This window comes from Aeromonas sp. s2 (assembly GCF_040907935.1).
Classification (GTDB): Bacteria; Pseudomonadota; Gammaproteobacteria; order Enterobacterales; family Aeromonadaceae; genus Aeromonas; species Aeromonas dhakensis.
The window spans coordinates 57964-76052 of record NZ_JBFOCR010000011.1 but is presented as its reverse complement, the minus strand read 5'-3'; the positions used below and the strand labels follow the sequence as shown (position 1 = coordinate 76052).

The following is an 18089-nucleotide window of genomic DNA, read 5'->3' as shown; positions in this document are numbered from 1 at the left end:
TCGAGTCAAGCCTTATTTTCAAAGGCTTTTCGAGGCTACCGACCATGCTGCTTGCGTTGCCGCTTGCCGTGTCGATGGAGGCGCATTATAGGGAGCCGCACCGCGATGACAAGGGGAATTTTGCAAAAACTGGCATTTTTCGTGTTTTGGTCGGTCAAGCGTCTATTTATCAAACAAAAAGCCCTGCATCCGCAGGGCTCAAGCCGCGTTCACACTGCCACGGCTATTTTTTTGACCAGAAATCGCGGGCAAAACTGCGCACTTTGTCCCAGTCGGTAAACTCGAGGTCCTTGCTGGTATCCGTGCTACCGCCGGTGATCTTCATGATCAGCTGAATGATGCGGGTCTGCCACCAGTTATAGCGGGAGTACTGCAGCGCACCGGCAAACACCCCCAGGGTTTTTGGCTTCCAGGGGGAGAGACGCAAAAACTTCTTCATGTAAGCATTCGTCTGCGGGGTCTGCTTCTCGGGCTTGCGGGCCGTCAGGTTGACGCAGAAGAAGGCAGCGTTGGCCACTTCCAGCTGTTCGTGATGAGCATGAATGAAACTGAACAGGCTGGGGTGGAAGTTACCATAGCGAATGGAAGCGCCGATAAGCACCTTCTTGAACTTGCTGAGGTTGCACATGGGCAGGCTGTGCAGATCCTGCATCACCACCTCGCATCCCTCGATCTCAGCCAGCATGGCATCGACGATTTTTCGCGTTTGCCCGTCACGGGAAGAATAAAGCACCAGAATCTTGTCCATACCAACCTCAACTACGCCAGAATGCAGGGGTAAACAGTACCAGAAGCGTAAAGATTTCCAATCGACCAAACAACATGGCGACCACCAGTATCCATTGGGCCGTTGCCGAGATATTGCCAAAGTTGGCCGACACCTCCCCCAGCCCCGGCCCCACGTTGGTAAACGCGGCCGCCACGGCAGAGAAGGCGGTCACCTCGTTCAAGCCGGTCATCAGCAACAACAGCATAAAGATGAAGAACAGAATGATATAGGTGGCAAAGTAGCCCCACACCGCTTCCACGATCCGCTCTGGTACGGCGCGACGGCCCAGCTTGAGGGTATAGATGGCGCGTGGATGCACCAGTCGCTTCAGCTCGCGCATCCCCTGCAGGAACAGGATCATGAAACGCATCACCTTGATGCCGCCCCCGGTACTGCCGGCGCAGCAGCCAATGAAGGCGGAGAACATCAGCAGCATGGGCAGGAAAGAGGGCCAATCCGCATAACTGGTGGTGCTGTAACCGGTAGTCGTGCCCAGCGACACCGCCTGGAACAGGCCGTGGTTGAGCGCATCCTGCCAAGTATCGTAGTGGCCGTGGAACAACAGGGAAACGAAGCAGATCAGTACCAGTACACACTGGATGCTCAGGAACACCTTGAGCTCGGAGTCCCGCAGATAACTGCTCAGGCGCACCGGCTTGTGGGCGAACACCATGAAGTGCAGGGCAAAGTTGACGCTCGCCAGCAGCAGAAACAGCACTGTGATCAGGTTGATGGCCGGGCTGTTGAAGAAACCTATGCTGGCATCGTGAGTCGAGAAGCCCCCCACAGACATGGTGGAGAAGGAGTGGCAAATGGCATCGAACAGGGTCATGCCCGCCATCCAGTACGCCAGGGCGCAGAGGGAGGTGAGCAGCAGATAGATGAACCAGAGCGCCTTGGCCGTCTCGGCGATGCGCGGGGTGACCTTGTTGTCCTTGACCGGCCCCGGAATTTCGGCGCGATAGAGCTGCATGCCCCCGATGCCGAGCAGCGGCAGTATGGCCACCGCCAGCACTATGATCCCCATGCCCCCCAACCACTGCAGCAGCTGACGATAGAACAGAAACGCCTTGGGCAGGTTGTCCAGCCCGGTGAGCACGGTCGCCCCCGTGGTGGTCAGGCCGGAAAACGACTCGAAGAAGGCCTCGGACACCGTCATGCCGGGCACCTCTCCCAGCAGGAACGGCAAGGCCCCGACGCTGCCCAGTACCACCCAGAACAGCACGACGATGAGGAAGCCCTCCTTGGACCTGAGGTCCTTCTTCTGATGACGGTTGGGAAACCAGAGTGCGGCACCGAGCAGCAGAGCGATGAAGAAGGAGTTGACGAACTCGGCACCACCACCATCACGATAGCCAAATGCAACCATCGCAGGCAGCAGCATGGTCGAACTGAACAGTGCGACCAGCAGGCCAACGATACGAATGATGCTCAGAATCTGCATTCCGGCTCCCTCTTCAGACCAAAAGAGCGATGGATTCTAGCCATCTAAGGGACGAAGGGATACCCGACCCTGGGTTCGGTCGGTCAATTCCTGTGCGATTCGGGCCCAGAGCGCGGACTCCCACGCCACCTGCAGGGTGACGCTGGCGCCATAGTCGGCCGTCAGCAACTGGCCCTGATAAGCCTGGATCAGGGCCTCTACGGCCCCCATGTCGACATAGTCGCACTGGATGAGAGAGGTGGTCTGTTGGCGCTTGATGTGGGTCTCGAGCTGCTTGAGTGCCGCCCCCACGCCACCGCCGTAGGCCTTGACCAGACCGCCGGTGCCCAGCAGCACGCCACCGTAATAGCGCACCACCACGGCGGCGATCTCGCCGAGACCCGACCCCATCAGCTGGGCCAGCATGGGCTTGCCGGCGGTGCCAGAGGGCTCACCATCATCGCTGAAGCCATAGACCTGACTGTCCTGCGGGGCGCCTGCGACAAAGGCCCAGCAGTGATGCCGGGCCCCGGGATGTTGTTGCTTTATCTCGCCAATCCAGGCCTTGGCGGCCTCGACGGTCGGCGTGTGGGCAAGGTAAGTGATGAAACGGCTCTTCTTGATCTCTTCACTCACCTCCAGCGGTGCGGCCGGTATGGAATAGTCCGCCGCCATCAGAGCCCTGCTTGTCTGGTCAGGTTCTCCACCCCGTTGGCATGCAGCACCACGTTGTCTTCGATGCGGATGCCACCATAGGGGCGCAGCGCCTCGACCTTGTTCCAGTTGACACGCTTGCCCTGCTCGCCCTGGCGCAGCGGCTCCAGCAGGCTGTCGATGAAGTAGAGGCCCGGCTCTATGGTGAACACCTGGCCCACCTCCATCACCCGGGTGCAACGCAGATAGGGGAACTGCTCGGGGGCCGACAGGTGGGTGCCGCGCTCATCCTGCATGAAGCCGCCGGCATCGTGTACCTGCAGGCCGAGGAAGTGGCCGAGGCCGTGCGGGAAGAAGACGTTGGTCACCCCGGTGTGGATCATCTCGTCCACCGACATGTCCACCAGCTCGGTGGCTTGCAGCAGGCGCGCCAGCCTGTGGTGCATCTGCAGATGCAGCTCGCTGTAACGGCGGCCCGGCTTGATCTCCTCGATGATCTCCTGCTGCTGGGCATCCAGCGCCGCGATCAGATCGGCAAACTCGCCGCGCCGCCAGGCCCAGGTCCGGGTGATGTCGGAGGCATAGCCGTGCACGTCCACGCCGGCGTCGATGAGGAAGGAGTAGCGCTCCGCATCGGGTACCCGCTGAGTGGAGAGGTGGGTGTAGTGCAGGATGGCCGCATTGCGATTGATGGCGACGATATTGCCGTAGGGCGCCTCATTGGCCCCCTGCCCGACCGCCTTCATGTAGGCCAGGTTGATCTCGAACTCGCTCGCCCCCGCCATGAAGGAGTCCTTGGCCGCAATGTGGCCGCGTACCCCGATGCGGTTGGCATCGCGCAGACACTCCAGCTCATAGGGGGTCTTGTAGGCACGGTGGTAGTGCAGATAGTTGAGGACCGCCTCCGGGTTGGGCTGGCCCAGCCCCAGCAGCTCGGCCACCTCCAGATGGCCACCCAGATAGGCCCACTCCTGCCTGTTGGCCGGCAGATGATCGGCAACCTGTTCCGGGCGGGTCAGGAAGCGAATGTCGAAGAAGTCGACCCAGAAGGCGTTGGGCAGGTCCGCTACCTTGTGCCAGAAATCCACCGGCCGGTAGAACAGCAGCACCGGCTTGTTCACCCCGTCCACCAGCAACCAGCAGTGGGGATTGTCCAGCACCGGCAACCAGGCCTTGAACTGGGGGTTCACCTTGAAGGGGTAATCCTGATCATCGAGGAAGATGCGGTGGGTCTGGCCGGAGTGGATGGCCAGACCGCCCAGTCCCTGCTGTTGCAGTATGTCGCGGGTGCGCTGCTGCAAGGTGTCGAGGTGCTGGGCAAAAAGTTGGCTGTAGCTGCTCATGGCGTCCTGCTCCGGGAGAAATGTGGTTTCAGCATAACATCAAGCGAATCAAGGCTCGAACCGTCAAGCAATCGCTTCGTGAGGTAACGCATACGTTACAAGGCTTTTGTTATGAAACAAAAACCAACCATTAACAAATAAAAAACAATTCAATACACTGCCGGTAGATACATGCAGTCAGGGACTACTCATGCACAACCTTTGCCTGTGGCAACCGGATCAGGAGCGGATGCAGCAATCCAACCTCCAGCACTTCATGGCCGAGGTCAACCGCTTCCACGGCCTGCAGCTGCACAGCTACGCCCAGCTCTACCAGTGGTCGGTGGAGAAGACAACCCGTTTCTGGCCGCTGGTGTGGCAGCACTGCGGCGTCAAGGGCGAGCTCGGCAACATAGTGGCGGAGAACCGCCAGGAGATGCAGCGCACCCGCTGGTTCCCCGACAGCCGGCTCAACTTCGCCGAAAACCTGCTGCGCCGTCAGGATGACACGCCGGCCATCATCTCCCGCATCGAAGGGAGCCCCAGCCAGACCTTGAGCTGGCGCGAACTGGCGGATCAGGTGGCCAGGCTGGCTCAGTGGTTGCGTGGCCAAGGAATCGGCCGGGGCGACGTAGTGGCAGCCTATCTGCCCAATATCCCGGAAACCGTGGTAGCCATGCTGGCGACCACCAGTCTGGGAGCAATCTGGACCTCCACCAGCCCGGATTTTGGCGAAGCCAGCGTGGTGGAGCGCTTCGGCCAGACCCGGCCGCGGGTGCTGTTTGCGGTGGATGGCTATCGCTACAACGGCAAGGCCATCGACATTCAGGACAAGGTGGCGGGGGTCGTCGGCCAGATCGACAGCATAGAGCAGACGGTCATGATCCCTCTGCTCGGCCACTCCCTGCAGCTGGGTCACGACTGGCGTCAGATCCTGGCCGACCAGCCGGATGCCAGCCTGCAGTTCGAGCCGATGGCCTTCAATGACCCGCTCTACATCCTCTACTCGTCCGGCACCACCGGCAAGCCCAAGTGCATCGTGCACGGCATCGGCGGCACCCTGCTGCAGCATCTCAAAGAGCACCAGCTGCACTGCGACATCAAGCCGGGGGAGCGTATCTTCTACTTCACCACCTGCGGCTGGATGATGTGGAACTGGCTGGTGAGCGCGCTCGCCTCCGGCGCCACCCTGGTGCTCTACGACGGCTCCCCCTTCTACCCGGACGGCAACGTACTGTGGGATCTCGCCCGCGACGAAGAGGTCGCCCTGTTTGGCACCTCGGCCAAATACCTGGATGCGCTGCACAAGCAGAGTTATGCCCCGATCAAGACCCACGACTTGCCGCACCTGCGGCTCATCTGCAGCACCGGCTCCGTGCTCTCTCCCGAAGGGTTCGACTATGTCTATCAGCAGATCAAGCGGGATGTGCAGCTCAGCTCCATCTCAGGTGGCACCGACATCTGCTCCTGCTTCGTCATCGGCAACCCGCTCAGCCCCGTCTACCGCGGCGAGAGTCAGGGGCGCGGCCTCGGCCTCGCGGTGCAGGTATTCAACGAAGCGGGCCAGCCGGTACAGGGTGAAAAGGGTGAACTGGTCTGCACCAAGCCGTTCCCGGCCCAGCCCATCGGTTTCTGGGGGGACGACAGCGGTAACAAGTACCACGCCGCCTATTTCGAGCGGTTCGACAACATCTGGTGCCACGGCGACTGGATCGAGCTGACCCCGACCGGTGGCATCCTGTTCTACGGTCGCTCCGACGCCACCCTCAACCCGGGGGGCGTGCGCATTGGCACCAGCGAGATCTACCGCTACGTCGAACAGCTGGAGGAAGTAGAAGAGAGCATCGTCATCGGCCAGCAGTGGCAGCAAGACGAGCGGGTGGTGCTGTTCGTCAAGCTCAAGCCTGGTCTCAAGCTGGACGAGCCGCTGCGCGAGCGTATCCGCCAGCAGGTGCGCCAGCACTGCACCGCCCGCCACGTGCCGGCCCGCATCCTGCAGGTAGACGCCATTCCGCGCACCAAGTCCGGCAAGATAGTGGAGCTGGCGGTGCGGGAAGTGGTGCACAACCGGCCCGTCAACAACACCCACGCTCTCGCCGATCCCGAGGTGCTGAGCCAGTATCGCGACCGGCCCGAGCTGGCCAGCTGAGGCCACACAAGGTTAATAAAGGCGTCATCAGACGCCTTTATTTTGGTTGTTAATCTGAGGCGAGCTTTTACTCGAGATCTGTTAAACGAATGTTTTAAATAGGTGTTGAAATTGTCTTCTTTTGGATCAATAGTGAGCCTCGCCCCCTGCTGGGGATAAAGGAGCACCACCCCCCCACCATGTGGGAACAAGGAGACACTCTCATGATCTACCAAGGCGAAACCCTGACGGTCAGCTACCTCGAAGACGGCATTGCCGAGCTGAGGTTCGATGCTCCGGGTTCAGTCAACAAGCTGGATCGCGCTACCCTGCTCTCCCTGAGCGAAGCGATCGCCGCATTACAACAAGAACGTGAACTAAAAGGTCTGATCCTCACCTCCGGCAAAGACGCCTTTATCGTCGGCGCCGACATCACCGAATTCCTGGAACTGTTCGACCTGCCGCAGGAAGATCTGCTCGGCTGGCTGAAAAAGGCCAACGACATCTTCAATGCCATCGAAGATCTGCCGGTGCCGACCCTCAGCGCCATCAAGGGTCACGCCCTAGGCGGCGGCTGCGAGACCATTCTCTCCACCGACTTCCGGCTGGCTGATACCACGGCCAAGATCGGTCTGCCCGAGACCAAGCTCGGCATCATGCCCGGCTTTGGCGGCACCGTCCGCCTGCCGCGAGTGATCGGCGCCGACAACGCGCTGGAGTGGATCACCACCGGCAAGGATTACCGTGCCGATGACGCTCTCAAAGTGGGTGCCATCGATGCCGTGGTCGCCCCGGATGCGCTGCACAGCGCCGCTGTGCAGATGATCAAGGACGCGATCAAGGGCAAGCTGGACTGGCAGAGCCGCCGCGCCGCCAAGAAGGCCCCGCTCCGTCTCTCCAAACTGGAAGCCATGATGAGCTTCACCACCGCCGCCGGCATGGTTGCCGCCGTGGCGGGTAAACACTATCCGGCACCCATGGCCGCCGTGAAGACGGTGGAAGCCGCCGCCGGCATGGGTCGGGACGAAGCGCTGGCCGCCGAAGCCGCCACCTTCATCAAGCTGGCGAAAACCGACGTGGCCAAGGCGCTGGTCGGCATCTTCCTCAACGATCAGCACATCAAGGCGCTGGCCAAGAAGGCCGCCAAGCAGGCAAACAAGGCCACCGGCCATGCCGCCGTACTGGGTGCCGGCATCATGGGGGGCGGCATCGCCTACCAGTCCGCCAGCAAGGGCATCCCGGCGGTGATGAAGGACATCAACGAGAAGGCGCTGGCACTTGGCATGGGCGAAGCCACCAAGCTGCTCAACGGCCAGCTCGAGCGCGGTCGCATCGACGGCATCAAGATGGGTCAGGTGCTCTCCGCCATCACCCCGACCCTCAGCTATGACAACGTCAAGCATGTGGACGTGGTGGTCGAAGCCGTGGTCGAGAACCCGAAAGTGAAGGCGGCCGTGCTGAGTGAAGTGGAAGGCGTGATCGGCGAAGACGCCGTGCTCGCCAGCAACACCTCCACCATCCCCATCTCCCTGCTGGCCAAGAGCCTGAAGCGCCCCGAGAATTTCTGCGGCATGCACTTCTTCAACCCGGTGCACCGCATGCCGCTGGTGGAGATCATCCGCGGCGAGCAAACCTCGGACGACACCATCAACCGCGTGGTGGCCTACGCCGCCGCCATGGGCAAGTCCCCTGTGGTGGTCAACGACTGCCCGGGCTTCTTCGTCAACCGCGTGCTGTTCCCCTACTTCTTCGGCTTCAACAAGCTGGTCGCCGATGGCGCCGACTTCGCCGCCGTCGACAAGGTGATGGAGAAGGAGTTTGGCTGGCCCATGGGCCCCGCCTACCTGCTGGACGTGGTCGGCATCGACACCGGCCACCATGCCGGTGATGTGATGGCACAGGGCTTCCCGGCGCGCATGAGCAAGGAAGGCCGTACCGCCATCGACGTGATGTACGAGGCGAGCCGCTTCGGTCAGAAGAATGGCAAGGGCTTCTACGCCTACGAGGCCGACAAGAAGGGTAAACCGAAGAAGGTGGCCGATGCCGCCAGCTACGAGCTGCTGGCCCCGATTGCCAAGCCGAAACAGGATTTCGACAAGGACGCCATCATCGCCCGCATGATGATCCCGATGATCAACGAGGTGGTGCTCTGTCTGGAAGAGGGCATAGTCGCCACGCCAGCCGAAGCCGACATCGCGCTGGTCTACGGTCTGGGCTTCCCTCCCTTCCGCGGCGGCGTGTTCCGCTATCTGGACACTATCGGTCTGGATCGCTATGTCGCCATGGCCGACCAGTATGCCGACCTTGGCCCGCTCTACCGCGTCAGCGACAAGCTGCGTGAGATGGCTGCCCAGGGCAAAACCTTCTACTGATTGCGGAAAGGAGATCCATTCATGAAAGACGTAGTCATTGTCGACTGTATCCGGACCCCGATGGGCCGGTCCAAGGGCGGCGCCTTCCGCAACGTGCGTGCAGAAGACTTGTCCGCGCACCTGATGAAATCCATCCTGCTGCGCAACCCCAACCTCGACCCGAACGAGATCGAGGACATCTACTGGGGCTGCGTGCAACAGACCCTGGAGCAGGGCTTCAACATCGCCCGCAACGCCGCCCTGCTGGCCGGCATTCCCAAGCAGGTGGGCGCCGTGACCGTCAACCGCCTGTGCGGATCCTCCATGCAGGCGCTGCACGACGCCTCCCGCGCCATCCAGGTGGGTGATGGAGATATCTTCATCATCGGCGGCGTCGAGCACATGGGCCACGTACCCATGAGCCACGGGGTGGACTTCCACCCCGGCATGGCCAAGTCGGTGGCAAAAGCCTCCGGCATGATGGGGCTGACCGCCGAGATGCTCGGCAAGCTGCACGGCATCAGCCGTCAACAGCAGGACGAGTTTGCCGCTCGCTCCCACCGCCGTGCTCATGCCGCCACCGTGGAAGGCCGTTTCGCCAAGGAGATCGTCGGGCTGGAAGGGCACGACGCCAGCGGCGCCCGCTTCTTCTACGACTATGACGAGGTGATCCGCCCCGAGACCACGGTCGACACCCTGAGCCAGCTGCGCCCGGTGTTCGACCCGGTCAACGGCACCGTCACCGCCGGCACCTCTTCGGCCCTGTCCGATGGCGCCGCCGCCATGCTGGTGATGAGTGCGGATCGCGCCAAGGCGCTCGGCCTCACCCCGCGCGCCAAGGTACGCGCCATGGCCATCGCCGGCTGCGATGCCGCCATCATGGGTTACGGCCCGGTGCCGGCCACCCAGAAGGCGCTCAAGCGGGCCGGTCTGACCGTCGGTGACATCGATCTGTTCGAACTGAACGAGGCGTTTGCCGCCCAGTCCCTCCCCTGCGTGAAGGATCTGGGTCTGCAAGACCTGGTGGACGAGAAGGTGAACCTGAACGGCGGCGCCATCGCCCTGGGTCACCCGCTCGGCTGCTCCGGCGCCCGCATCTCCACCACCCTGATCAATCTGATGGAAGAGAAGGACGCGACCCTGGGCGTGGCCACCATGTGCATCGGCCTGGGTCAGGGTATCGCCACCGTGTTCGAGCGAGTGTAACTGTATCCCCGGACCGGTGCGCCGGTCCGGGAAGTGCCCCGCCAGGGGCCGAATTTTACAATATGGGCCCGCTCCTGCTTCCCGGCGAAGCGGCCCGTATCGCAGGTTTTGGGGCCGGTCATACTGCCCCGCCATCGAGTCTGTGGAGTGCGCCACACGGGGTGCACTTCTGTCGTCAGCATCTGCGTCTTGGCCGGCCCGTTTGGGTCGGCCTTTTTTATTTGCACGGCAGGATATGGGAGGATATTGCCCATAACCTCACATTAGATGGGGGGCTTGCTTGCTTTTTGCTCCCCCGACAGGTTCAATCTGCACAAAAAAATGGGTGGATGCACATACATATGTCAACGAGCAAACAACTGCTGATCGTCGACGACGACCAAGAGATCCGCGAGCTGCTCAATGAATACCTGACCAGGGCTGGCTTCGAGGTATTGACCGCAGCGGAGGGTAACGAGATGCGCCAGCAGCTCGCCCAGCACAGCCCGGATCTCATCATTCTCGATATCATGATGCCTGGCGACGACGGTTTTACCCTCTGCCAGCAGATCCGTCGCGACTCTCAGGTCCCCATCATCATGCTGACCGCCGCCTCCGACGAGGCGGATCGGGTGATCGGGCTGGAACTCGGTGCCGATGACTACATCGCCAAGCCGTTCAGCCCGCGCGAGCTGCAGGCCCGCATCAAGGCGCTGCTGCGCCGCGCCGAATTTCGCCAGCCGGAGAAAGAGAAGGAGCCGAGCCGTCGGCTGCGCTTCGCCGAGTGGACCCTGGATACCCTTAGCCACCAGCTGACTCACGAAGATGGCAGCCTGCTGGATCTCTCCGGCAGCGACGCCATGTTGCTCGGCATGTTCCTGCAGCAGCCCGGCGTGGTGCTGGACCGGGATACCATCTCGGACGCCACTCGCGGTCGCGAGAGCCTGCCGATGGAGCGCGGCATCGACGTGCAGATCAGCCGTTTGCGCCAGAAGCTGGGTGACAACGGCAAGAGCCCGCGCATCATCAAGACCATTCGCGGCAGTGGCTACATGCTGATCGCCGAGGTGCACGAGATACCATGATGGCCCGGCAAGGTAGCGACGGCATGCTGATCGACACAAGGCGAGAGATCCCATGAATAGCAGGTGGTTCTGGCGGGTCCTGGTACCCCGCTCCCTGCTGTCGCGGATGCTGCTGCTGTTGCTGCTGGCGATCCTGCTCTCCCAGACCATCCTCACCGGCATCTGGATGCAGCAGATCCAGAAGCGGGAGCTGGAGGGCATGCTCAGCACCACCCGCAACCTGGCGCTGTCGGCCGCCTCCACCGTCAACTTCTTCAAGTCCTTGCCGCTGCAGTATCGCCACATCGCGCTGGACCAGCTGCGCAACATGGGCGGCAGCCGCTTCTTCGTCTCCCTGAACGAAGAGGAGATCCACATCAGCGCCATCCCCGACAGCGAGCGCAAGACGCTGGTGCTCAAGGAGGTGCAGGGGGTGCTGACCCGCAAGCTCTCCGACGCCATGGCGATCAAGGTGGACTTCTCGCGGCCAGAGGATCTGCACGTCTTCAACAACGACACCCTGCTGGCGGATCTGCCCTCCTCCTGGGCCCGCTACACCCTGTCGCTGGAGCCGCTCAACCCGCCGGTACTGGTGACCCAGATCGAGATAGAGCCGGGGGAGTGGCTCTATCTGGCGGCCCTGTTGCCCGCCCCCTACATGACGCTGGATGACACCGTCATGCCCAGCAACCAGGTGCGCTTCATCGCCCTGATGACGGTGTTCCTCTGCTTCTTCACCTTCCTGCTGGTGCGCTGGCAGACGCGGCCGCTGCGCCGGCTGGCCAAGGCGGCAGTCAACCTCGGCAAGGACATCGACCAGCCCTCTCTCAAGGAAGAGGGGGCCTCCGAGATAGTGGCGGCCACCCGCGCCTTCAACATCATGCAGCACCGCATCCGCCGCTATATCGACGATAGAGAGCGGTTGTTCAGCTCCATTTCCCACGACCTCAAGACCCCCATCACCCGGCTGCGGCTGCGGGTCGAGTTGCTCGACGACGAGCAGCAGATCGCCAAGTTCAACAAGGATCTGGACGAGCTGGAGCTGATGGTGAAGGGGGCGCTGCAGACGGTGAAGGACACCGACATCCACGAGAACATCGAGCAGCTCGACATCGACGCCATGCTGGAACAGATGGCGGAGGCCATGAACCTGCACGACGAGCGGCTGACCATCGAAGGCCACTGCAAGCAGCCCTACCGCGGCAAACCGCTGGCCCTCAAGCGCTGCATCGGCAACCTGGTGGACAACGGCATCAAATACGGCCAGAAAGTGCGCATCATCATCATGGACGACGAAGAGATGCTGATCCTGTTCATCATGGACGAGGGCCCCGGCCTGCCGGAAGATCAGTTCGAACGCATCTTCGAGCCCTACTACCGGCTCAGCACGGATCTGGCCGGCACCGGCCTGGGTCTGGGCATTGCCCGCAACATAGCCCACGCCCACGGCGGCGATCTGGTGCTGGAAAATCGTCCGCAGGGCGGCCTGCAGGCCACCCTCTCCCTACCAAGGCAGTAACCTTATGAAGTGGTTGTCTTTTTCTGTCATCACCCTGCTCTCCCTGCCTGTAAGCGCCTCCCAGGTGGAGGTGCTGCACTGGTGGACGTCTGGCGGCGAGGCCAAGGCGGTGGAGGTGCTCAAGTCCGAATGGACCGAGCAGGGCAACCAGTGGAACGACTTCGCGGTGCAAGGGGGCGGCGGCAAGAGCGCCATGACGGTGCTGAAAAGCCGGGCGCTGGCGGCCAACCCGCCGGAGGCGGCCCACCTCAAGGGGTTCGAGTTGCGGGAGTGGGCCGGACTCGGCTTCCTGCGCGATCTCAGCCCCATGGCCGAACACCTCGGCTGGTACCCCCAGCTGCCGCCCATGGTGCGAGAGACCCTCAGCCAGAACGGCGCCCTGATGGCAGTACCCACTGGCATCCACAGGGTCAACTGGCTGTGGCTCAACCGCAAGATCTTCGAGCGCAACAAGCTGACCCCCCCCACCAGCTGGGCCCAGTTCGTGACCGTGGCCGACCGGCTCAAGGAGAAAGGGATCACCCCGCTCGCCATCGGCAATGAGCCCTGGCAGCTGGCGGTGCTGTTCGAAACGGTGGCGCTCGGCGAAGGCGGCAAAGCCTTCTACCGCAAGGCATTCGTGGAACAGGACAGCGCCACCCTGACCGGTCCCGACATGGTGCGGGTGCTGACCCGCTTCCAGCAGCTGCGCAGCTATGTGCCGGAGAAATACGCCGGCCTGAAGTGGCACCAGGCCACCAACCTGCTGGAGAGCGGTGGCGCCGCCATGCAGGTGATGGGGGACTGGGTGAAGGGCGAGCTGAGCGCCGGCAACTATCGGCCAGGCGAGGATATCGAGTGCCTGCCGAGCCCTGGCAGCCAGGGGCTGTTTAGCTACAACCTCGATTCCATCGCCATGTTCAAGCAGCGGGATCCCGCCCAGCTGCAGGCCCAGGGCGAACTGGCCCAGCTGCTGATGACGCCGCGCTTCCAGCAGGAGTTCAACCGGGTGAAGGGGTCGATCCCGGCGCTGGTCAAACCGGACATGAGCAAGTTCGACCGCTGCGCCGTGCGCTCCTACCAGGATTTCCTGCAGGCGGAGCGAGAGGGCAACCTGCTGCCCAGCATGGCCGAGGGGATGGCGACGCCGACCAACATGCGCCAGGCGATCATGGATGTGCTGAGCAACTTCTTCAACGACCCCAGAGCCAACCCGCAGCTGACCGCCCTGCATCTGGAGCGGGCCATGCGCTCGACCCGCTGACGCGGTTCACTACGGCCAGAAACGACAAAGGCGGATGAGATATCCGCCTTTGTCATCGTGAGAGTCTTGGGGTCAGGATTGATCGTTTTCGTCCTCATCCTCGTCGTAGTAATCGCTGAGCTCGATCCAGAGCCCCAGTCCGATCATCACCATGGAACCGAACCAGGTGCCGGTGTTACCGATCGGGCTGCCCATCACTATCATGGCGAAAGACAAGAACCCCATGCCTGCGTAGGCTTGTAATCTGCCGTAGGAGACCTGCATATTCACACCTCCTTGTTGAATATGGTTCAATTTTTATATTACTCATACGGCGGGGTGTGGGTAGGGCCGGATAACACTTTGGTTACATATGCTGTTGGCAGCCCAGGTCGTTTGATTATTTTTTCGCCGTGAGTATCATTGTCAGCTGATTTGGTTGAAGGTTGATTATTGATGAGTGCTTTATTCTGCGACGCGACTCACGAGTTGGACGCAATCGGGCTTCGTTGTCCCGAACCTGTCATGATGGTGCGTAAAAAAGTGCGGCTGATGGCTGACGGGGAGACCCTGCTGGTCAGTGCCGACGATCCCTCAACCACCCGCGACATTCCCAGTTTCTGCCGCTTCATGGATCACACCCTGGTCGCCAGCGAGACAGAGCAGGCCCCTTACCGCTATCTGATCCGCAAGGGTCAATGAGCCACACTACCGGAGCAATCCATGCCAGCTATTACCCGAATCGGCACCACTCAGCGTTGGTCTGACGTGGTCATTCACAACGGTACCCTCTACGTGGTGGAAGTGCCCGCCACCGACACCGCCGATATTCACCAGCAGACCCGCGAAGTGCTGACCAGCCTGCAGCGTCTGCTGGAAGCCAACGGCTCCGGCGTCGACAAGATCCTGATGGCCAACATCTATCTCAAGGACATTGCAGACATCGCCGCCTTCAACGAGCAGTGGGATGCCTGGATTCCGGCGGGCACCGCACCGGTGAGAGCCTGTGTACAAGCCCGTCTGGCCCACGAAGGCTACAAGGTAGAAGTGCAGCTGACAGCAGCCGTCTAAGCCGGGTGGGATGCCTGGCTCCCCTGATGCCAACACAGCCCCCGTGCGCGCCTGTGTTCAGGCCCGTCTCGCCCACGAAGGCTACAAGGTAGAAGTGCAGCTGACTGCCGCCGTCTAAGCCGGGCGGGATGCCTGGTTCCCCTGACGCCAACACCGCACCCGTGCGCGCCTGCGTCCAGGCCCGTCTGGCCCACGAAGGCTACAAGGTGGAAGTGCAGCTGACTGCGGCAGTCTAAGAGGCAGTTATCCCCCTCATCCCCGTCCCTTCTCCCGCAAGGGGAGAAGGGGGCAAAAAACAAGGCGCCATTGCTCGCAACGGCCCCAATAAAAAGGCCCCGCCATCGCTGGCGGGGCCTTTTTCATGGCTGCGAACCGGGCCGCTTAGGCGGTCGGGGTCAGGGTGATGGTCACCCGACGGTTCTGGGCCTTGCCTTCGGCTGTGCTGTTGGTGGCGACCGGCTGATCCGGGCCCACGCCGCTGGTAGCGATGCGGCTGCCGGTCACACCCTGGCCGATCAGCTGGGCGGCGACGGCATCGGCACGCTGGGCGGAGAGCTTCATGTTCAGCTCGCGGGAGCCGGTGCTGTCGGTGTGACCAACCACGTTCAGGCGGGTCTTGTCGAACTCGGCAACCACCATGGCCACGCCGGACAGGGTGTTGGCACCGGCGGCCTTCAGCTGGGCGCTGGAGCTGTCGAAGGTGACGTTGTTCGGCATGTTGAGGATCAGCTGATCACCGTTGCGGGTCACGCTGACGCCGGTGCCTTGCAGCTTCTCGCGCAGCTTGGCTTCCTGCACGTCCATGTAGTAGCCGATACCGCCACCCAGCGCAGCGCCGGCGGCCACACCGGTCAGGATCCCCTTCTTGCGGTCACCCTTGCTGGAGGAGAGCGCACCCACGGCGGCACCCGCAGCGGCGCCCGCCAGTGCGCCCCAGGCGCCCTTGGAGGTTTGGGACTCGCCGGTATAGGGGTTGGTGGTACAGCCGCTCAGGGCGACGGCCAGAGCAACGGCGGGAACGATTGTCTTGAAATGCATGAAAAACCTCTAAAAAAACCGACTCAAATCCAAAGAGGGCGCATTCTACCCCAGAGGTGTGCCAAGGTGTGACGTTATCAACATTACGCTCCTCTCTGCCCACCCCCCAGTATCTGCAGGCCGGCTGGATGCCGCCTGAACCGGTAGCCGGATCAAGAGCGCAACTGTGACCTATCTCCTTGTTCAACGGACCAAATACGTCTCCATTGACTACTATTGAATGCACCATCAATAGTGCTCAGAGGTCTCTCATGTCCGCACTGCTTCGCAACGTCTCGATCCGGCACCTGCTGCTGAGTGCCAGCCTTATCATTCTGATCACCATGGCGCTGGGCGGGCTCTGGCGCAGCAGCCTGACCGCCCGCCTCGGCGAGCTACCCAACCAGCTCATCGTCAGCGCCAACGAGCAGATCGCCCTGCAGGAGCTGCGTTATCACACCACCCAGGTCCAGCAGTTCCTGACCGATGCCGCCGTCTCCGGCGAGATGGACTCCATCGGCGAGGCCGAACAGCACGCCCAGGCGGCCCGCCAGTTGCTGGAGCGGCTGCCGCAGCTGAAGGCGCTGCTCACCCCGTTGCTGACCCGCCAGCTGGAGATCGGCAAGCGGATGGTGGACATCTATCTCAAGGAGGGGCGCGAGGCCGGCAACCAGCTAATGAAGCAGCCGACCGAAGGGTTTGACGCCCTTACCGACAACATCGCCAGCCAGGTCGAAGCGGTACTGGAACAGCAGCAACAACAGTTCCAGCAGCGAGAGCAGGAGATCCGCAGCCAGAGCGAGACCCTGCAGCATCAGGACATGCTGCAGCTGGCCGTCAGCCTGGCCATCATCCTGCTGATGCTGCTGCTCATCTACTTCAAGACCGTCGGCCCGCTGCAGCACCTGATGGGCCAGCTGGTCGAGCTGGCCAACCACAGCCACAACCTCACCTTCCGGCTGCACAGCCAGGGCAAGGACGAGTTCGCCTATCTGGCGGAGGTGTTCAACCGCTTCCTCGGCAATATCGACAGCCTGATCGGTACGGTGCAGCAGGTTTCGCGCAAGACCCACGACAAGATGGCCCTGCTCATGTCGCACTCCGGCAGCACCCTCAGCAGCATGCAACAGGCCCAGCAGAACACCGACATGCTGGCGACTGCCATCAACGAGATGACCGCCACCGTTCACAACATCGAGCACAACACCGAGCAGGCCAGCCAGGATACCCTGCTCACCCAGCAGCAGGCCCACGACGGCCAGCGGCAGGTGAGCCAGACCATCTCCCTGATCCGGCAGGTGGCCGACCACATCGAGCAATCCGCCGGGGAAGTGACCCAGCTGGATCAGGAGAGCACCCAGATCGGCAACATCCTGCAGGTGATCCGCACCATCTCGGAACAGACCAACCTGCTGGCGCTCAACGCCGCCATCGAGGCAGCCCGGGCAGGTGAACAGGGCCGCGGCTTCGCGGTGGTGGCCGACGAGGTGCGCCAGCTGGCGACCCGCACTCAGGCCGCCACCGTCGACATCCAGCAGCGTATCGAGGCGCTGCAGCACAACACCCGCCATGCGGTGACCACCATGCACACCACCCGCAACGTGAGCGAACAGGCGGTCAACCAGGCGGCGGGCACCGGCGAGACCCTGACCGCCATCGTCGAAGCCATCACCCGGGTCAACGACATGAACGGCCACATCGCCACCGCCGCCGGCCAGCAGGCCCAGGTCACCGAAGAGACCAACCGCAATGTGATGGAGGTCGCCAGCATCGCCCGCGAATGCCTGGAGCTGGCGCGCCAGAGCCGCAGCCACACCCGGGACATGAACCAGGCCAACGAGGAGATCGGCCTCATCAGCGATCAGTTCGACGTCAGCAAGGCTGGCTCAGCCAGCCAGGATAAGGAGCTGCTGCACTGGAACGAGGCCTTCATGGTGCAGGTGCCCAGCATGGACAACCAGCATCTGGGCTTGTTCGAGGCGATGAACCGGCTCTACCAGGCAGTCATCGACAAGAGTCCGGCTCAGCTTCGCAAGCAGCGGCTCGACGAGCTGCTCAAGCTCGCCACCCGGCACTTCGCCGACGAGGAGCAGGTGATGGAGCAGGCGGGCTACCCCGAGCTGCGCCGCCACAAAGAGGAACACGCCCGGCTGCTGGCGGAGCTCGATACCCTGATGCAGCGCAACGGCCCGGACGACGAAGAGTTCAACATGGAGCTGCTGGTGTTTCTCAAGAACTGGCTGCTCAACCACATCTCCAAGGTCGACAAGCAGTACTCGGGCTCCCTGCGCCAGGCCGGGATCGCCTGATGGCCCATGACAGGCGCCATGCCGATATGCAAAAGGGAGGCATCAGCCTCCCTTC

Annotated in this window: 15 protein-coding genes and 2 pseudogenes; 11 read left to right on the top strand and 6 right to left on the bottom strand. The window is 62.2% G+C overall.

Annotated features, from left to right (window positions below; genetic code table 11):
- Positions 1 to 223: 223 nt before the first annotated feature.
- The 4 genes from hemG to pepQ are packed head-to-tail and all read right to left on the bottom strand — an operon-like array spanning position 224 to position 4189.
- Complete coding sequence (gene hemG / locus AB5Y81_RS09680) at positions 224 to 748, bottom strand: menaquinone-dependent protoporphyrinogen IX dehydrogenase (RefSeq protein WP_005307448.1); 525 nt, start codon at positions 746 to 748, stop codon at positions 224 to 226.
- 7 nt (positions 749 to 755) lie between these two features.
- A complete protein-coding gene (locus AB5Y81_RS09675) occupies positions 756 to 2213 on the bottom strand; it encodes a TrkH family potassium uptake protein (RefSeq protein ID WP_010635534.1) in 1458 nt (485 codons plus the stop codon).
- Between the two features lie 36 nt (positions 2214 to 2249).
- Positions 2250 to 2867: an IMPACT family protein gene (locus tag AB5Y81_RS09670; protein WP_019840761.1), complete on the bottom strand. Its 618-nt coding sequence runs from the start codon at positions 2865 to 2867 to the stop codon at positions 2250 to 2252.
- Positions 2867 to 4189 carry a Xaa-Pro dipeptidase gene (pepQ, locus tag AB5Y81_RS09665; RefSeq protein WP_019840760.1) on the bottom strand — a complete coding sequence of 441 codons (1323 nt, stop codon included), beginning with the start codon at positions 4187 to 4189 and terminating at the stop codon, positions 2867 to 2869. The genes AB5Y81_RS09670 and pepQ overlap by 1 nt, the downstream gene beginning before the upstream one ends.
- A 190-nt stretch (positions 4190 to 4379) precedes the next feature.
- Here pepQ and AB5Y81_RS09660 point away from each other — a divergent pair, with 190 nt between their 5' ends.
- The 6 genes from AB5Y81_RS09660 to AB5Y81_RS09635 all read left to right on the top strand — a co-directional run bounded on the left by AB5Y81_RS09660 (position 4380) and on the right by AB5Y81_RS09635 (position 13658).
- On the top strand, positions 4380 to 6317 hold the full coding sequence (locus tag AB5Y81_RS09660) for an acetoacetate--CoA ligase (protein WP_279485054.1): 1938 nt from the start codon (positions 4380 to 4382) through the stop codon (positions 6315 to 6317).
- 203 nt (positions 6318 to 6520) lie between these two features.
- Complete coding sequence (gene fadB / locus AB5Y81_RS09655) at positions 6521 to 8668, top strand: fatty acid oxidation complex subunit alpha FadB (protein WP_095591764.1); 2148 nt, start codon at positions 6521 to 6523, stop codon at positions 8666 to 8668.
- Positions 8669 to 9853: an acetyl-CoA C-acyltransferase FadA gene (fadA, locus tag AB5Y81_RS09650; protein WP_198525994.1), complete on the top strand. Its 1185-nt coding sequence runs from the start codon at positions 8669 to 8671 to the stop codon at positions 9851 to 9853.
- A 341-nt stretch (positions 9854 to 10194) separates the two neighbouring features.
- Positions 10195 to 10917: a response regulator gene (locus AB5Y81_RS09645; RefSeq protein ID WP_010635539.1), complete on the top strand. Its 723-nt coding sequence runs from the start codon at positions 10195 to 10197 to the stop codon at positions 10915 to 10917.
- A gap of 52 nt (positions 10918 to 10969) precedes the next feature.
- Positions 10970 to 12415, top strand: a complete 1446-nt coding sequence (locus AB5Y81_RS09640; RefSeq protein WP_005307426.1) for an ATP-binding protein — start codon at positions 10970 to 10972, stop codon at positions 12413 to 12415.
- Between the two features lie 4 nt (positions 12416 to 12419).
- Complete coding sequence (locus AB5Y81_RS09635; protein ID WP_368146632.1) at positions 12420 to 13658, top strand: ABC transporter substrate-binding protein; 1239 nt, start codon at positions 12420 to 12422, stop codon at positions 13656 to 13658.
- Positions 13659 to 13730: 72 nt separating this feature from the next.
- Here the strand turns inward: AB5Y81_RS09635 and AB5Y81_RS09630 are convergent, their stop codons facing one another.
- Positions 13731 to 13922, bottom strand: a complete 192-nt coding sequence (locus AB5Y81_RS09630) for a hypothetical protein (protein ID WP_005307420.1) — start codon at positions 13920 to 13922, stop codon at positions 13731 to 13733.
- Positions 13923 to 14093: 171 nt separating this feature from the next.
- On the opposite strand from AB5Y81_RS09630, the gene tusA reads away from it, so the two are divergent.
- From tusA to AB5Y81_RS09610, 4 genes and pseudogenes are all read left to right on the top strand, one after another.
- A complete protein-coding gene (tusA, locus tag AB5Y81_RS09625) occupies positions 14094 to 14339 on the top strand; it encodes a sulfurtransferase TusA (protein ID WP_005307416.1) in 246 nt (81 codons plus the stop codon).
- Positions 14340 to 14360: 21 nt separating this feature from the next.
- Positions 14361 to 14708, top strand: coding sequence for a RidA family protein (locus AB5Y81_RS09620; RefSeq protein ID WP_005307413.1), 348 nt, complete (start codon positions 14361 to 14363; stop codon positions 14706 to 14708).
- Positions 14709 to 14736: 28 nt separating this feature from the next.
- A pseudogene (locus AB5Y81_RS09615) lies at positions 14737 to 14826 on the top strand (endoribonuclease L-PSP); the annotation flags it as partial.
- A 28-nt stretch (positions 14827 to 14854) separates the two neighbouring features.
- Positions 14855 to 14944, top strand: a pseudogene (locus AB5Y81_RS09610) (endoribonuclease L-PSP); the annotation flags it as partial.
- Between the two features lie 145 nt (positions 14945 to 15089).
- Here AB5Y81_RS09610 and AB5Y81_RS09605 read toward each other — a convergent pair.
- Positions 15090 to 15746 (bottom strand): OmpA family lipoprotein, encoded by a 657-nt coding sequence (locus tag AB5Y81_RS09605; RefSeq protein WP_005307410.1) that lies wholly within the window; start codon positions 15744 to 15746, stop codon positions 15090 to 15092.
- 251 nt (positions 15747 to 15997) lie between these two features.
- Here AB5Y81_RS09605 and AB5Y81_RS09600 point away from each other — a divergent pair, with 251 nt between their 5' ends.
- The gene (locus tag AB5Y81_RS09600) at positions 15998 to 18034 is read left to right on the top strand and encodes a bacteriohemerythrin (protein ID WP_279485055.1); all 2037 of its coding nucleotides are present in this window, start codon (positions 15998 to 16000) and stop codon (positions 18032 to 18034) included.
- The last annotated feature ends 55 nt before the right edge of the window (positions 18035 to 18089 follow it).

Bases quoted from the DNA above. Each gene is read 5' to 3' on its own strand.
- AB5Y81_RS09675 (WP_010635534.1), bottom strand. From the start codon at position 2,213: ATGCAGATTCTGAGCATCATTCGTATCGTTGGCCTGCTGGTCGCACTG.
- hemG (WP_005307448.1), bottom strand. From the start codon at position 748: ATGGACAAGATTCTGGTGCTTTATTCTTCCCGTGACGGGCAAACGCGA.
- pepQ (WP_019840760.1), bottom strand. From the start codon at position 4,189: ATGAGCAGCTACAGCCAACTTTTTGCCCAGCACCTCGACACCTTGCAG.
- AB5Y81_RS09630 (WP_005307420.1), bottom strand. From the start codon at position 13,922: ATGCAGGTCTCCTACGGCAGATTACAAGCCTACGCAGGCATGGGGTTC.
- AB5Y81_RS09600 (WP_279485055.1), top strand. From the start codon at position 15,998: ATGTCCGCACTGCTTCGCAACGTCTCGATCCGGCACCTGCTGCTGAGT.
- AB5Y81_RS09635 (WP_368146632.1), top strand. From the start codon at position 12,420: ATGAAGTGGTTGTCTTTTTCTGTCATCACCCTGCTCTCCCTGCCTGTA.
- AB5Y81_RS09670 (WP_019840761.1), bottom strand. From the start codon at position 2,867: ATGGCGGCGGACTATTCCATACCGGCCGCACCGCTGGAGGTGAGTGAA.
- AB5Y81_RS09645 (WP_010635539.1), top strand. From the start codon at position 10,195: ATGTCAACGAGCAAACAACTGCTGATCGTCGACGACGACCAAGAGATC.
- fadB (WP_095591764.1), top strand. From the start codon at position 6,521: ATGATCTACCAAGGCGAAACCCTGACGGTCAGCTACCTCGAAGACGGC.
- AB5Y81_RS09660 (WP_279485054.1), top strand. From the start codon at position 4,380: ATGCACAACCTTTGCCTGTGGCAACCGGATCAGGAGCGGATGCAGCAA.
- tusA (WP_005307416.1), top strand. From the start codon at position 14,094: ATGAGTGCTTTATTCTGCGACGCGACTCACGAGTTGGACGCAATCGGG.
- AB5Y81_RS09640 (WP_005307426.1), top strand. From the start codon at position 10,970: ATGAATAGCAGGTGGTTCTGGCGGGTCCTGGTACCCCGCTCCCTGCTG.
- AB5Y81_RS09605 (WP_005307410.1), bottom strand. From the start codon at position 15,746: ATGCATTTCAAGACAATCGTTCCCGCCGTTGCTCTGGCCGTCGCCCTG.
- AB5Y81_RS09620 (WP_005307413.1), top strand. From the start codon at position 14,361: ATGCCAGCTATTACCCGAATCGGCACCACTCAGCGTTGGTCTGACGTG.